This window comes from Telluria sp. AZSoR62 (assembly GCF_058111565.1).
Genome location: NZ_JBYTST010000007.1, coordinates 204,243 through 218,675 on the forward strand (window position 1 = coordinate 204,243; position 14,433 = coordinate 218,675).

The following is a 14,433-nucleotide window of genomic DNA, read 5'->3' on the forward strand; positions in this document are numbered from 1 at the left end:
CTCTGGTAAAATATTCGCACCTTTTTTCATCGCCGGAATCCTCCGGCATGCGCGCGCAGGAATCGCTACCCCCACTATGTTTAGTTTCTTCAAAAGAAAGAAGCCGGAGACCCAGGTTCCCGAGCCGGCCGTCGAAGCCGTGCCCGCCCCATCGCCTGCCACCGCTCCTGCTGCTGCACCCGCACCTGTTCCAAGCCCTGTACCGGCGCCGATGTTCGTCCCCGGCGCGCTCGATGCGCCCGTATTCGACACCGCCGAGCTGTTCCCGGAAACCGCCGAGCGCCCGACCACGGAAGCTGAGAAAAAACAGTCGTGGATGACGCGCCTGAAGGCCGGCCTGTCCAAGACTTCGAGCAACTTGTCGCTGCTGTTCGTCGGCGCGCGCATCGACGAAGACCTGTACGAGGAACTCGAAGCGGCGCTCCTGATGTCGGATGCCGGGATGGATGCCACCGACTACCTGCTCACTTCCCTGCGCCGCCGGGTCAAGGAAGACAAGCTGGTGGACGCCGCCGCCGTCAAGGTCGCGCTCAAGGAACTGATGATCGAGCTCCTGACGCCGCTGCAAAAGCCGCTCGAACTGGGCCGCCACGATCCGCTCGTGATGATGATCTCGGGCGTGAACGGCGCCGGCAAGACCACCACCATCGGCAAGCTGGCCAAGCACATGCAGCGCTTCGACCAGTCGGTGCTGCTGGCCGCGGGCGACACCTTCCGCGCCGCCGCGCGCGAGCAGCTGATGGTCTGGGGCCAGCGCAACAACGTCACCGTGATCTCGCAAGCCTCGGGCGACCCGGCCGCCGTGGCCTTCGATGCGGTCCAGTCCGGCAAGGCGCGCGGCCTTGATGTGGTCATGGTCGATACGGCCGGCCGCCTGCCGACCCAGCTGCACCTGATGGAAGAACTCAAGAAGATCAAGCGCGTCATCGGCAAGGGCATGGAGGGCGCCCCGCACGAACTGCTGCTGGTCATCGACGGCAACACCGGCCAGAACGCGCTGGCGCAAGTGAAGGCCTTCGACGATGCGCTGCAGCTCACGGGCCTGGTGATCACCAAGCTCGATGGCACCGCCAAGGGCGGCGTGCTGGCCGCGATCGCGCGCACGCGCCCGGTGCCCGTGTACTTCATCGGCGTGGGCGAAAAGCTCGACGACCTGCAGCCCTTCAATGCCGAAGAATTTGTCGAAGCCCTGCTCGGATAAGCCTTGATGATCGAATTCCAGTCCGTCTCCAAGCAGTACTCCAGCGACGCCTACGCGCTGCGCGACCTCACGATCAACATCGCCAAGGGCGAGCTGGTCTACCTGGCCGGCCCCTCGGGCGCCGGCAAGTCGACCCTGATGAAGATGGTGGCCGCGGTCGAGCGTCCCACCAGCGGCGTCGTCACCGTCAACGGCCAGGACATCGGCCGCATCAAGAAGGCCGGCATTCCTTTCCTGCGCCGTAATCTGGGCCTGATCTTCCAGCACCAGCGCCTGCTCAACGACCGCAACATCCTGGCCAACGTGATGCTGCCGCTGCTCGTCACCGGCGCGCCGCGCGCCCAGGCCGAAGGCCGTGCCCGCGCGGCCCTGGAAAAGGTCGGCCTGCTCGACCGCACCAAGGCCCTGCCGCTGGAATTGTCCGGCGGCGAGCAGCAGCGCGTGGCGATCGCCCGCGCCATCGTCAACCGCCCGCAGATCATCCTGGCCGACGAGCCCACCGCGAACCTCGACCGCGCCGCGGCCGACCGCGTGCTCGACGCGCTGCGCGCCTTCCATGCGGTCGGCGTGACCTGCGTGATCTCGACCCACGACGAGCAGGTGCTCGATACGGCCGGACGCGTGATCCGCCTGGAGCACGGCATGCTCGCCGACGCCGGCCGCACCGGAGGTGCGCAATGAGCCCATGGATCCGCCAGCACCGCTTCGCCTTCCGGGCCGCGCTGGGCAGCGTGCGCAAGGCGCCGGGCAGCTTCCTGTTCAACGTCCTGGTCGTCGCGCTCGCGCTGACCCTGCCCTTCGCCGGCATCACCCTGCTCGACAACGTGCGCCCGCTGTCCCAGCAGCTCTCGGTCGATCCGGAAATGAGCCTGTTCATGAAGCTCGAGGCCACGCGCGAGCAGGCTGCTGCACTGGCGCCGCAGATCCGCAGCATCGCGGCCGCCAACGTGGGCGGCAACGGCCAGGCCAAGGTCAATTTCGTGGCGCGCGAGGATGCGCTGGCCGCGCTGAAAGACAAGAGCGGCCTGAGCGACGTATTGGACACGCTGGGCGAGAACCCGCTGCCGGACAGCTATGTGCTCAAGCTCGAAGGTTTTTCGGGCAATGCCGCCAGCGGGGTCGATGCGATGGTCGAGCAGCTGCGCGCACTGCCGGGCGTCGAGACCGTGCAGGTCGACTCGGCCTGGGTCAAGCGCCTGGCCGCCCTGCTGGCCATCCTGCGCCTGGCCCTGCTGCTGCTGGCCGTCACGCTCGGCATCGTGGTGATCGCGGTGGTGTTCAACACCATCCGCCTGCAGGTGCTGACCCAGAAGGAAGAGATCGCGGTGTCCAAGCTGCTAGGGGCGACCGATAACTTCATCCACCGGCCCTTCTATTACACCGGCGCCCTGCTCGGCCTGTGTTCCGGCGCGGTGGCCCTGGGCGTGGTCTTGCTGGGACTGGCGCCCTTGAACGGCGCGATTGCCGAATTCGCCCGGCTGTATGCCTCGGAATTCCAGTTGGCCCCGCTCGGCGGCCTCGAAATCGCAGGCCTGCTGGCCATCAGCGCAGGCCTTGGCCTGATTGGCGCCATGCTGTCGGTGCAGCGCCACCTGGCACGCGTAAGCTGAACCAGATGTGGACGGCTCCCGCCGTCCACAAGTCGCTTCCCAACGGCTTAGCCGTCAGACCCTACGTCCAGACGCGCCCTCCTCCTACAGGGCATGGCCGGCTTACGTGCGCCATTCAACAGAAGCCATCTCCGCCCCCCCTTAACCTGTGTTCAAGGATTTTCCAGCGCTTCCGGGCTCACTTTTGAGCTGTATCAATCAAACGGGGAGTAGCTGCTCTACAGTTAAAACGAAACGCGATTCTGATTCCTGCGGGCAATACTTTAGCCAAACTTAATCGACTTCGGCAAACCGATGGGTCGTCTAGCACTCCCACCACGAGAGTGCTAATATATGGCTTGAATACAGCGAAAAATCAAGTGACGCATCCCTGTAACAGGCAGTTAACGGTGTCCCGAGACATGGGTCTGCGACACTGTGAGGATGCAGCAAGACAACTACGAGGAAATGACTATGTCCGCACAATCCGCATTGGTTCCAGCCGGCAGTCGTGCCCTGAACCTGGGTTTTACCGGCAATCTGGGCAATATCGACGCCTATATCTCGGCCGTCAACCGCCTGCCGATGCTAACCCACGAGGAAGAGCAATCGCTGGCCAAGCGGCTGCGCGACGACAACGACCTGGACGCCGCGCAGAAGCTGGTGCTGTCGCACCTGCGCCTGGTGGTGTCGATCGCCCGCGGCTACCTCGGCTATGGCTTGCCGCACGCCGACCTGATCCAGGAAGGCAATATCGGCCTGATGAAGGCGGTCAAGCGCTTCGATCCGAACCAGGGTGTGCGCCTGGTGTCGTACGCGATGCACTGGATCAAGGCCGAGATGCACGAATACATCCTGAAGAACTGGCGCCTGGTGAAGGTCGCCACGACCAAGGCCCAGCGCAAACTGTTCTTCAACCTGCGCAGTAACAAGGTCGGCCTCGATGCGATGACGCCTGGCCAGGTCGACGACCTGGCCAAGATGCTCGACGTCAAGCGCGAAGAAGTGATCGAGATGGAAACCCGCCTGTCGGGCCGCGACATCGCCCTCGAATCGCCGACCGACGACGAAGACGACAAGTTCTCGCCGATCGCCTACCTGTCGTCCGACCTGGCCGAGCCGACCAAGGTACTGGAAGCCGAGGCTGTTACCCGCCTGCAGTCCGAAGGCCTGGAAACGGCGCTGGGCAAGCTGGACCCGCGTTCGCGCCGCATCGTCGAAGCGCGCTGGCTGGCCAACGACGACGGCTCGGGCGCTACGCTGCACACGCTGGCCGAGGAGTTCGGCGTGTCGGCCGAGCGTATCCGCCAGATCGAATCGGCTGCCTTGAAGAAGATGAAAGGTGCGCTGGCCGCCTTTGTCTGACGCGCCTTCCCGCTCCACGACAACCCGCTTCGGCGGGTTTTTTCTTTGCCGCCTGGGCAAGGAACAGCGCAGCGCATATTTTTTCAAAAATCGCTTGCTATTAAATAGCGCGCTATATATAATTTTTTCCATGGACGGCAGACAAGGGAAACCACCCTGCATCTTCTCTCCATTTTTTTGAACATGATACATAGCGCACTATTTAATATCACACACTAGAAAGGCTCCACCATGAAAACCATCGCCACCATCGCCCTCGCCTTGAGCACCGCCGCATCGGCCCATGCCGCGCCTGCCGCCACCGTGAAGCCTACCGTCATCCTGGTGCACGGCGCCTTTGCCGATTCGGCCAGCTGGAACGGCGTCGCGGCCAAGCTGCGCGCCGACGGCTTCCCCGTGATCGGCGCCGCCAACCCGCTGCGCAGCGTCAAGGGCGACGCCCAGGTCGTGTCGGACATCGTGAAAGGCGTCCAGGGACCGGTGGTGCTGGTCGGGCACTCCTACGGCGGCGCGGTCATCTCCACCGCCGCCAACGGCAACGCCAACGTCAGGAGTTTGGTCTATGTGGCCGCGTTCGCGCCGGAGCAAGGCGAAACCGCACTGGAACTCTCTGGCCGCTACCCGGGCAGCACCCTCGGACCGGCCCTGGCTGCACCGGTTGTCCTGGCCAGTGGCGGCAAGGACTTCTACATCCAGCAAGACAAGTTCCACAAACAATTTGCTGCCGACCTGCCGAAAGCCCAGGCCGAACTGATGGCATTCGGCCAGCGCCCGATCGCGGAAGCCGCGCTGACCGAAGCCGCGGGCGCCCCGGCCTGGAAAGCGCTGCCGTCCTACTTCATCTACGGCACCGCCGACAAGAACATCCCGGCGGCCGCCCTGGGCTTCATGGCCGAGCGCGCGCAATCGAAGAAAACCGTCGCCATCCCCGGTGCGTCCCACGTCGTGATGACCTCGCATCCAGCGGCAGTCGCCCGCCTGATCGCAGAAGCCGCACAGGGCAAATAAACCCAGCCTATACATAGCGCACTATCCAATCGCACACTTAAGGAGTCCATCATGAAAACCACCGCCGCCGCCCTTGCCCTTTCCCTTCTCGCCCTGTCCCACAGCGCCACCGCCGCCAGTCTCCCGGGCGTCGAACGCCATACCGCCGCCTTCCTGAAGGCCATCGAGGGCGGCAAGCCGCTCGAGCAGATGAGCCCGACGGAGGCACGCGCCGTGCTGGTCGGCGCGCAAGCGGGCGCAGGCGTGGCACTTCCCAAGGCCGACGTGAGCGAGAAAACCGTCACCCTCGATGGCAAGCCGGTGCAGTTGACCATCGTGCGCCCAGCAGGCGCCAAGGGCAAGCTGCCGGCCTTCATGTTCTTCCATGGCGGCGGCTGGGTACTGGGCGATTATCCGACCCATGAGCGGCTGGTGCGCGACCTGGTGGCAGGCTCGGGTGCGGTGGCGGTATTCGTCAACTACACGCCCTCGCCTGAAGCCGGCTACGGCGTGGCGGTGAAGCAGGCCTATGCGGCGACGCGCTGGGTGGCCGAGCACGGCGCGCAGATCGGCATCGACGGCAAGCGCCTGGCGGTGGCCGGCAACAGCGTCGGCGGCAACATGGCGGCGGTGGTCAGCCTGATGGCGAAGGAACAGGGCGCCCCCGCCCTGCGCGCCCAAGTGCTGCTGTGGCCGGTTACCGACGCCAATTTCAATACGCCGTCCTACCGTGAGTTCGCCAATGGCCACTTCCTGACACGCAACATGATGACCTGGTTCTGGGACAACTACACCACGGACGGCGCCGCACGCCGCGAGATCCACGCCTCGCCCCTGCAAGCCACCATCGCGCAACTCAAGGGCCTGCCGCCGACGCTGATCCAGACCGCCGAATTCGATGTGCTGCGCGACGAAGGCGAAGCCTACGGCCGCAAGCTGGACGAAGCCGGCGTCGAGGTCAAGACGGTGCGCTACAACGGCATGATCCACGACTTCGGGCTGCTCAACGTCCTGGCCAAGCTGCCGGCGACGCGCAGCGCACTGGACCAGGCGGCGCAAGAGCTCAAGCAACGCCTGCAATGATTCACTAGCGCGTCGCTTGCTATTCGATAGTTCGCTACTTATACTGGTCCACATGAACGACACATCGAAACCGAAGGCCGCGGTGCCCCAGCTGGATGCCCAGCTGTGCTTCTCGCTGTACTCCACTTCCCTCGCCATGGGCAAGGTGTACCGCAAGCTGCTCGGCAAGCTGGGGCTCACCTACCCGCAGTACCTGGTCCTGATGGTGCTATGGGAGCAGGACGAGCAGACGGTGTCGAGCATTGGCGAACGCCTGTTCCTCGATTCCGCCACGCTCACGCCCCTGCTCAAGCGCATGGAGCAAGGCGGCTTGCTGACCCGTGCCCGCGCCGCCAGCGACGAGCGCCAGGTCATCATCTCGCTGACCGAACAGGGCAGCCGACTGCGCGAGGACGCCGCGGCATTCCAGCCGCAACTGCTTTGCGCGACCGGTTGTGACGTGGACCAGGTCATGGCCATGAAAACACAGCTCGATGCCCTGCGCGGCAACCTGAACGCGGATACCTGAGCCCCATCCGGCCGCACCATCCCGGCAAGCAGACACCCCGCTCCGGCGGGGTGTCGCATTTCATTGGCTCCAGGCAAGCCTAGCGTTGCGCGAGCAGCGTGACGAATGCGCCCGGCAATGCCGTACTCGACAACATCCGCGCCGGCATCGTCAGGGTGGCGTTGATCCGGTTCGACGACGAGATCGCCGGATCCTCGACGACAATCCGCAGTTGCTCGTCGCGCGTGACGAACACATAAGGCGAGACCGCGATCAGCTGTACCCTCCCGATGCTGCCCATGCTGGCATACATGCGGTTGCCCCACATGCTCAGCTGCATGGACTTGCCGTTCGACAGGGCATAGCTTCCCTTGATGCGGTCGAACTCTTCATGCCAGACGTTGCGCAGTTGCTGAGGCAGAACGATGCGCTCCGGCGGCGCGGTAATGCGCACTTGCCCTGGCGAGGGTGTTTCCTGCGCAGTGGCGGCCGCCGACAGGGCGGCCACGACCGCGGCACAAGCAATGGCTTTCATGATTGGCTCCTGATGCACAGCCCTCGACCCACGGGCCGTTATCTGAGTATAGGAAGCGCCGATGCAGAAGCGAGAATAATCTTGAACAACTGTTTGTCGGGGACAAGGCCGAAAACCGGGCGCGCCTGGAGCACAGGCGCGCTGCCGGGGGTCCGGCTCCGTTCGAAAGCCTGTCTCGAAGGAGCCGGACGTCGAGGTGCTTGCCGGGAAAGCCGCTCAGGCTCCGAACGCACCGTCGATCGTGTGCATCGCCCCGGTCACGAAGCCCGCCTCCGGCCCCGCCAGCCAGGCCACCATCGCTGCAACCTCGTCGGGACGGCCGTGGCGCTTGATCGCCATGAAGCTGTGCATCAGGTCCTTCATCGGGCCGTCCGCCGGGTTGGCTTCGGTGTCGATCGGTCCTGGCTGCACGATATTGATCGTGATGCCGCGGGGACCGAAATCGCGGGCCAGGCCGCGCGCCATGCCCTGCAAGGCGGATTTGGTCAGGGCATAGGACGCCAGGCCGGGCATCGGCATGCGGTCGCCGTTGACCGAACCGATCACGATGATCCGGCCGCCTTCCGGCATGTGACGCGCCGCTTCCACCGACGCGTGGTAAGGCGCCTGGACATTGATGCGGAACATGCGGTCGACCGCGTCGGGGTCCTGCTCCAGCGCATCGCCGAAGATGGCGATGCCGGAATTGACTACCAACACATCCAATGGACCGCTCTCACGAACCCGGGCGATCACCGCGTCCCGGTCGGCGCTGTCCGTCGAGTAGGCCGTGCTTCCCGTTTCGGAAGCGACGAGCTGGGCCGCTTCCGGCGAGCCCGAGTAAGTGAACGCTACCTTCGCGCCATCCGCAGCAAAGCGCCGTACGATAGCGGCCCCGATACCACGGCTACCGCCCAGCACCAGCACCGATTTGTTTGAAAAATCTGTCATGACCACTCCTTTTTGATTAATGTAGCACATGATACAATAAGCCCCATCAGACCTGTCAAGGAATTTTTTAGTCATGACTACAAATATAAAATCGCCACGGGGCCGGCCGCGCCAGTTCAATCCCGACGAAGCGGTCACTACTGCCCAGCGCCTGTTTCATGAGAAGGGCTACGACGCCGTGAGCGTTGCGGATGTCACCAAGGCACTGGGCATCAATCCGCCCAGCTTCTATGCAGCGTTCGGCAGCAAGGCCGGGCTGTATGCACGCGTACTCGACCGTTATGCGACGACCGGTGCGATTCCCCTGAAACAGATCCTGGGGCAGGACCGGCCCATGGCCGAGGCCCTGGCCGAGGTGCTGGAAGAGGCAGCGCGCTGCTATGCCGCCGATGCGGCCGCTACCGGCTGCATGGTGCTGGAAGGAACGCGCTGCAATGACCCGAAAGCGCGCGACGCTGCCCGTGGCTTCCATCTCGCCGCGCAAGACTTCATCCGCAACGCCATTGCCGAACGTTATCCACAGGAAGCGGATCAGGTGGGGGATTTCGTGTGCACCACCATGGCGGGCCTGTCGGCCAGCGCCCGCCATGGACAGGACCTGGAGCGCCTGCTGGCGACTGCGCGCCTGGCGGGCAAGGCGCTGGTGCAGGTGCTTCCCGCCTGACGCATCGGGACGGACGCGGCGCACTATCCCCGGCCGCCTGCACGTCCCGGACGCCCCCGATAGAATGGGTCTTTCATCCGGCACAACAAGGAGAACCCGATGACCAATCAATCAAGCTATGTTCCACCCGAGGTGTGGACCCCGCCTGCCGCTTCCGGCGGCGCCTTCGCCAGCATCAACCGCCCCGTCGCCGGCCCCACCCACGAGGCCGAACTGCCGGTCGGCAAGCACCCGCTGCAGCTGTACTCGCTGGGCACGCCCAACGGCGTCAAGGTGACCATCATGCTCGAAGAGCTGATCGCGCTGGGCTATGTCCAGGCCGAATACGACGCCTGGCTCATCCGCATCAACGAAGGCGCCCAGTTCTCGAGCGGCTTCGTCGACATCAACCCGAACTCCAAGATCCCGGCCCTGGTCGACCGTACCGGAGCGCAGCCGGTGCGCGTGTTCGAATCGGGATCGATCCTGTTCTACCTGGCGGAAAAGTTCGGCGCCTTCCTGCCGAAGGAAGGCGCGGCGCGCGCCGAGACCATGAACTGGCTGTTCTGGCAGATGGGCTCGGCGCCTTTCTTGGGCGGCGGCTTCGGCCATTTCTACGCCTATGCGCCGGAAAAACTGCAGTACCCGATCGACCGCTATGCGATGGAAACCAAGCGCCAGCTCGACGTGCTGGAGCGCCAGCTGGCCGGCCATGCTTATGTCGCCGGCAGCCAGTACACGATCGCCGACATGGCGATCTGGCCGTGGTACGGCGGCATGGTCCTCGGCGAGCTCTACGAGGCGGGCGAATTCCTGTCGGTGCACGAGTACAAGAACGTGCGCCGCTGGGCCGAGGAGATGGCGGCGCGCCCGGCCGTGATCCGCGGCCGCAAGGTCAACCGGGTGCGCGGCAAGCCCGAAGAGCAGGTCGCGGAACGGCACGACGCATCCGACCTGGACTGATCGTTTTCCCGGCCGGCGCCTCCGCAAAAAGGCGCCGGACGATCATCGAAATTTTCGATTGTAGATCTGCAAATTATCCGGTTTTCAATCTTGCTACCACCGCACATAATGACTCCATCGAATCCCAACCGCCGCAGCAAACGGCCATTCAAAGGAGCATGTCATGCACAACCCAAAACTCGAAGTCCTGACCCCGCATAACTCCCAGCTGATCATCATCGACCACCAGCCGCAGATGGCGTTCGGCGTGCAGTCGATCGACCGCCAGACCCTGAAGAACAACGTGGTCGGCCTTGCCAAGGCAGCCAAGGCCTTCGGCATCCCGACCATCATCACCACCGTGGAAACCGACTCCTTCTCGGGCAAGACCTATCCCGAAATCCTGGACGTGTTCCCCGGCCACCCGATCCTCGAGCGCACCTCGATGAATTCCTGGGACGACCAGAAAGTGCGCGACGCGCTGGCAGCAAACGGCCGCAAGAAAATCATCGTGGCGGGTCTCTGGACCGAAGTGTGCAACACCACCTTCGCGCTGTGCGCCATGCTGGAAGGCGACTACGAGATCTACATGGTGGCCGACGCCTCCGGCGGCACCTCGAAGGATGCCCACGATTTCGCCATGCAGCGCATGGTGCAGGCCGGCGTAGTCCCGGTCACCTGGCAGCAGGTGCTGCTCGAATGGCAGCGCGACTGGAAGAACCGCGACACCTACGACGCCGTGATGAAGATCGTCACCGAGCACTCGGGCGCCTACGGCATGGGCGTGGACTACGCCTATACGATGGTGCACAAGGCCGCCGCGCGCAACCTGGGACAGAACGACGTGCTGGCGCCGGTCGCGGCGCCGGTCCGCTAAGCGAGGAGCCGACGCCATGCACGCCCAGTCCACCGCACCGCTCATCCTGATCAACGGCGCCTTCGCCACCCTCGACCGCAAGCAGCCCAATGCGAATGCGGTCGCCATCCAGGATGGCCGCTTCCTGGCCGTCGGCGACATCGAGCACGTGATGCGTTTCAAGCAGGCGGGCAGCCAGGTCATCGACCTGAACGGCCGCACCGCGATCCCCGGCCTGAACGACTCGCACCTGCACCTGATCCGCGGTGGACTGAACTACAACCTCGAGCTGCGCTGGGAAGGCGTGCCCTCGCTGCTTGACGCCCTGCGCATGCTCAAGGACCAGGCCGACCGCACCCCGAACCCGCAGTGGGTGCGCGTGGTCGGCGGCTGGAACGAATTCCAGTTCGCGGAAAAGCGCATGCCCACGCTGGACGAGATCAACGCCGCCGCGCCGGATACCCCGGTGTTCATCCTGCACCTGTACGACCGCGCCCTGCTCAACCGCGCCGCGCTGCGCGCCGTAGGCTATACCAGGGACACGCCCAACCCGCCCGGGGGCGAAATCCAGCGCGACGCACAAGGCAACCCGACCGGGATGCTGATCGCGCGCCCGAACGCGATGATCCTGTACGCGACCCTGGCCAAGGGCCCGACCCTGCCCTACGACCTGCAGGTGAATTCCACGCGCCAGTTCATGCGCGAACTGAATCGCCTCGGCATCACCAGCGCCATCGACGCCGGCGGCGGCTTCCAGAACTATCCGGACGATTACGCCGTCGTCGAAGAGCTCGACCGCAACAAGCAGCTCACCATCCGCATCGCCTACAACCTGTTCACCCAGAACAAGGGCGGCGAGCTGGAAGACTTCCAGCGCTGGACCGACATGGTCACGCCCGGCCAGGGCAGCGACTACTACCGCCACAACGGCGCCGGCGAGATGCTGGTGTTCTCGGCCGCCGATTTCGAGGACTTCCTCGAGCCGCGCCCCGAGCTCGCGGCCGGCATGGAAGACGAACTCGAAAAGGTGGTGCGCCACCTGGTCGAGCACCGCTGGCCCTTCCGCCTGCATGCCACCTACGACGAATCGATCACCCGCATGCTCGACGTGTTCGAGAAGGTGAATCGCGACATCCCCTTCAATGGCCTGCACTGGATGTTCGACCACTGCGAGACCATCAGCGAGCGCAATATCGAGCGCGTCAAGGCGCTGGGCGGCGGCATCGCGATCCAGCACCGCATGGCCTTCCAGGGAGAGTATTTCGTCGACCGCTACGGCGCCCAGGCCGCCAGCGCCACCCCGCCGGTGAAGAAGATGCTGGAGACCGGCGTGCCGGTCGGCGCCGGCACCGACGCCACCCGCGTGGCCAGCTACAACCCGTGGACCGCGCTGTACTGGCTGGTGACGGGACGCACCGTGGGCGGCCTGCCGCTGTACGGCGACAACGGCCTGCTGCCGCGCAGCGTCGCGCTCGAGCTGTGGACTGCGGGCAGCGCCTGGTTCTCGAACGAGCAGGGACGCAAGGGCCGCATCCAGGAAGGCATGCTGGCCGACCTGGCGGTGCTGTCGAACGACTTCTTCAGCGTGGACGACGAAGCCATCAAGTCGATCGAATCGGTGCTGACCGTGGTGGGCGGCCAGGTGGTATTCGGCGCGGCCGAATTCACCAGCCTGGGGCCGCCCCCGATTCCGGTGCTGCCCGAGTGGTCGCCGGTGAACACCGTGCCGGGCCACTGGCGCCGTGCAGCCCCCCAGCCGCAACAAAAGATCGCCCTGCCCCACCAGTGCGGCGGCCCCTGCGGCGTGCACGCCCACCAGCACGACCGGGCCCGCAAGTCGGCGGTGCCGGTGTCGAATTTCGGCGGCTTCTGGGGCGCGCTCGGCTGCAGCTGCTTCGCATTCTGACGAGGAGACCGGCATGAGCATCTTGACGACCACTTCGATGACGACGCCGCAATTCCAGCGCCTGCAAGGCATAGGCATGGGCTTTATGGCCGGCTATGTCGACACCCTCGGCTTCATCGCCCTGTTCGGCCTGTTCACGGCCCATGTCACGGGCAACTTCGTGCTGATCGCGGTGTCGCTGGCCGACCCGGCGCAGACGCCCTCCTTGCTCAAGCTGCTCGCCTTCCCCGCCTTTATCCTGGGCGTGGCGGCGGCCAGGCTGCTGGTGGCGCGCTGCGAGCGGCGCGGCAGGCCGGCGGTGAAACCGTCCTACCTGCTGCAACTGGTGCTGCTGCTTGGCTTCATGGTGTGCGGCATGCTGGCCGAGCCGGTCGCCGACGATACCGCGCCGCTGGGAATGGCGGCCGGCCTGCTGGGCGCGGCGGCGATGGGCGCGCACAGTGCGGCCAGCAAGCTGCTGCTGACCAATCTCGCGCCGACCTCGATGATGACCGGGAACGTCACCCAGCTCGTGATCGACACGGTCGACCGCCTGCGCGGCGCGGCCGACGCGGCCACCCGTGCGCGCTGCGCCAAGTTCTTCTGGCCGGTGCTGGCCTTTGCCCTGGGCTGCGCGGCAGCAGCATTTGCCTATCTCGCATTCGGTTTCGTGGCCCTGATCGTGCCGGTGGCGATCCTGTGCCTGCACCTGGTGCTGCCCGAGCCGGCGGCGCCATGAACAAGAACCGCCTGGAAGCCTTCAGCGACGGCGTGATCGCGATCATCATCACCATCATGGTGCTGGAGCTCAAACCGCCGCATTCGACCGACGCCGCCGGCCTGGCCGAGGTGCTGCCCGGCTGGCTGCGCTACGCGCTCAGCTTCGTCTATGTGGGAATTTACTGGGTCAACCACCATGCGCTGCTGGACCGGGTGGCAAAAGTGGACGGCGCGGCCCTGTGGGCCAACCTGCACCTGCTGTTCTGGATGTCGCTGATTCCGTATGTGACGGCATGGGCGGGCGAATATCCGATGGCGCCGGCGCCGGTGGCGCTATACGGCGCGGTGCTGCTGCTGTGCTCGATCTCGTTCATGCTGCTGTCGTGGCGCCTCGACATCGGCGCCGGCGGCCATGCGATGGCCTGGGGCAGCCGCAAGAACCGGGTCTCGATCGCGCTGTATGCGCTGGCGATCCTGCTGTCGCTCTGGTATGCGCCGCTCGGCGCCCTCATCCACGTGCTGCTGGCGGTGCTGTGGCTGATGCCGGAGGTGCGCGCCCCGCAGCGCGTGAACTAGGCCGGCGTTCAGGCCGACAGGTGTTCGATCAGGATGGTGGTGCCGACCAGGATCAGCACCACGCCGCCGACCCGCTCCGCATTGCGCCCGACGACCGCGCCCAGGCGCTGCCCGAGCAGCACGCCGATGGTGACCATCACCGTGGTGGAGACGCCGATCGCCAGCGCCGCATGCACGATCGACACATCGACGAAGGCCAGGCCGACCCCGACCGCCATCGCATCGATGCTGGTGGCCACCGCGGTGAGCACCAGCACCAGCAGCTTCTGCGAGCCGGCCGCTTCTTCCTCTTCGTCCTCGCCGAACGAGAGCCAGATCATGCGCCCGCCCAGGCCCAGCAGCAGGAAGAAGGCGATCCAGTGGTCCCACTGGCGGATGGCGTCGGCCGCGAGCGAGCCGAGGGCCCAGCCGATGACGGGGGTGATGGTCTCGATGCAGCCGAACAGCAGGCCGATGCGCAGCGCCTGCGGGAAGGTCGGCCGGCGCAGGGCGGCGCCCTTGGCGATCGCCGCGGCAAAGGCGTCGGTCGACATGGCAAGGGCGAGAAACAGGAGAGCGGTGTAGGTCATGCAGGGATCCGGTCAAGCCGGGGCGCCTGCGCATGGCGCGAAGCAGGCCCAGGGGCGCAGGCATT

At 65.3% G+C, this 14,433-nt stretch carries 16 protein-coding genes; 13 read left to right on the forward strand and 3 right to left on the reverse strand.

Going from position 1 to position 14,433, the window contains the following annotated elements:
• The first annotated feature begins 76 nt into the window (after positions 1 to 76).
• The 7 genes from ftsY (at position 77) to AC3XQU_RS13145 (ending at position 6,733) form a co-directional block, all read left to right on the forward strand.
• A complete protein-coding gene (gene ftsY, locus AC3XQU_RS13115; RefSeq protein ID WP_489874597.1) occupies positions 77 to 1,201 on the forward strand; it encodes a signal recognition particle-docking protein FtsY in 1,125 nt (374 codons plus the stop codon).
• Between the two features lie 6 nt (positions 1,202 to 1,207).
• Positions 1,208 to 1,882, forward strand: a complete 675-nt coding sequence (locus tag AC3XQU_RS13120) for a cell division ATP-binding protein FtsE (RefSeq protein WP_489874598.1) — start codon at positions 1,208 to 1,210, stop codon at positions 1,880 to 1,882.
• Entirely contained in the window at positions 1,879 to 2,811 is a 933-nt protein-coding gene (ftsX, locus tag AC3XQU_RS13125; RefSeq protein WP_489874599.1) for a permease-like cell division protein FtsX, read from the forward strand. The genes AC3XQU_RS13120 and ftsX overlap by 4 nt, the downstream gene beginning before the upstream one ends.
• A 453-nt stretch (positions 2,812 to 3,264) precedes the next feature.
• Complete coding sequence (rpoH, locus tag AC3XQU_RS13130; RefSeq protein WP_489874600.1) at positions 3,265 to 4,155, forward strand: RNA polymerase sigma factor RpoH; 891 nt, start codon at positions 3,265 to 3,267, stop codon at positions 4,153 to 4,155.
• A gap of 231 nt (positions 4,156 to 4,386) precedes the next feature.
• Complete coding sequence (locus AC3XQU_RS13135; RefSeq protein ID WP_489874601.1) at positions 4,387 to 5,163, forward strand: alpha/beta fold hydrolase; 777 nt, start codon at positions 4,387 to 4,389, stop codon at positions 5,161 to 5,163.
• A gap of 51 nt (positions 5,164 to 5,214) precedes the next feature.
• Positions 5,215 to 6,225 carry an alpha/beta hydrolase gene (locus AC3XQU_RS13140; RefSeq protein WP_489874602.1) on the forward strand — a complete coding sequence of 337 codons (1,011 nt, stop codon included), beginning with the start codon at positions 5,215 to 5,217 and terminating at the stop codon, positions 6,223 to 6,225.
• Positions 6,226 to 6,277: 52 nt separating this feature from the next.
• Positions 6,278 to 6,733 (forward strand): MarR family winged helix-turn-helix transcriptional regulator, encoded by a 456-nt coding sequence (locus AC3XQU_RS13145; RefSeq protein ID WP_489874603.1) that lies wholly within the window; start codon positions 6,278 to 6,280, stop codon positions 6,731 to 6,733.
• Positions 6,734 to 6,812: 79 nt separating this feature from the next.
• Here AC3XQU_RS13145 and AC3XQU_RS13150 read toward each other — a convergent pair whose 3' ends face one another.
• Positions 6,813 to 7,247: a hypothetical protein gene (locus tag AC3XQU_RS13150; RefSeq protein WP_489874604.1), complete on the reverse strand. Its 435-nt coding sequence runs from the start codon at positions 7,245 to 7,247 to the stop codon at positions 6,813 to 6,815.
• 216 nt (positions 7,248 to 7,463) lie between these two features.
• Complete coding sequence (gene bdcA, locus AC3XQU_RS13155) at positions 7,464 to 8,177, reverse strand: SDR family oxidoreductase (protein ID WP_489874605.1); 714 nt, start codon at positions 8,175 to 8,177, stop codon at positions 7,464 to 7,466.
• Positions 8,178 to 8,250: 73 nt separating this feature from the next.
• Here bdcA and AC3XQU_RS13160 point away from each other — a divergent pair, with 73 nt between their 5' ends.
• The 6 genes from AC3XQU_RS13160 to AC3XQU_RS13185 all read left to right on the forward strand — a co-directional run bounded on the left by AC3XQU_RS13160 (position 8,251) and on the right by AC3XQU_RS13185 (position 13,799).
• Positions 8,251 to 8,841 (forward strand): TetR/AcrR family transcriptional regulator, encoded by a 591-nt coding sequence (locus AC3XQU_RS13160; RefSeq protein WP_489874606.1) that lies wholly within the window; start codon positions 8,251 to 8,253, stop codon positions 8,839 to 8,841.
• 99 nt (positions 8,842 to 8,940) lie between these two features.
• The gene (gene yghU, locus AC3XQU_RS13165; RefSeq protein WP_489874607.1) at positions 8,941 to 9,783 is read left to right on the forward strand and encodes a glutathione-dependent disulfide-bond oxidoreductase; all 843 of its coding nucleotides are present in this window, start codon (positions 8,941 to 8,943) and stop codon (positions 9,781 to 9,783) included.
• Between the two features lie 163 nt (positions 9,784 to 9,946).
• Positions 9,947 to 10,639 carry a hydrolase gene (locus AC3XQU_RS13170; protein ID WP_489874608.1) on the forward strand — a complete coding sequence of 231 codons (693 nt, stop codon included), beginning with the start codon at positions 9,947 to 9,949 and terminating at the stop codon, positions 10,637 to 10,639.
• A gap of 16 nt (positions 10,640 to 10,655) precedes the next feature.
• Positions 10,656 to 12,524: an amidohydrolase gene (locus AC3XQU_RS13175; protein ID WP_489874609.1), complete on the forward strand. Its 1,869-nt coding sequence runs from the start codon at positions 10,656 to 10,658 to the stop codon at positions 12,522 to 12,524.
• 13 nt (positions 12,525 to 12,537) lie between these two features.
• Positions 12,538 to 13,242 carry a YoaK family protein gene (locus tag AC3XQU_RS13180; RefSeq protein WP_489874610.1) on the forward strand — a complete coding sequence of 235 codons (705 nt, stop codon included), beginning with the start codon at positions 12,538 to 12,540 and terminating at the stop codon, positions 13,240 to 13,242.
• On the forward strand, positions 13,239 to 13,799 hold the full coding sequence (locus tag AC3XQU_RS13185) for a TMEM175 family protein (RefSeq protein WP_489874611.1): 561 nt from the start codon (positions 13,239 to 13,241) through the stop codon (positions 13,797 to 13,799). The genes AC3XQU_RS13180 and AC3XQU_RS13185 overlap by 4 nt, the downstream gene beginning before the upstream one ends.
• Before the next feature lie 8 nt (positions 13,800 to 13,807).
• Here AC3XQU_RS13185 and AC3XQU_RS13190 read toward each other — a convergent pair whose 3' ends face one another.
• Positions 13,808 to 14,368: a manganese efflux pump MntP gene (locus tag AC3XQU_RS13190; RefSeq protein ID WP_489874612.1), complete on the reverse strand. Its 561-nt coding sequence runs from the start codon at positions 14,366 to 14,368 to the stop codon at positions 13,808 to 13,810.
• Positions 14,369 to 14,433 lie beyond the last annotated feature (65 nt).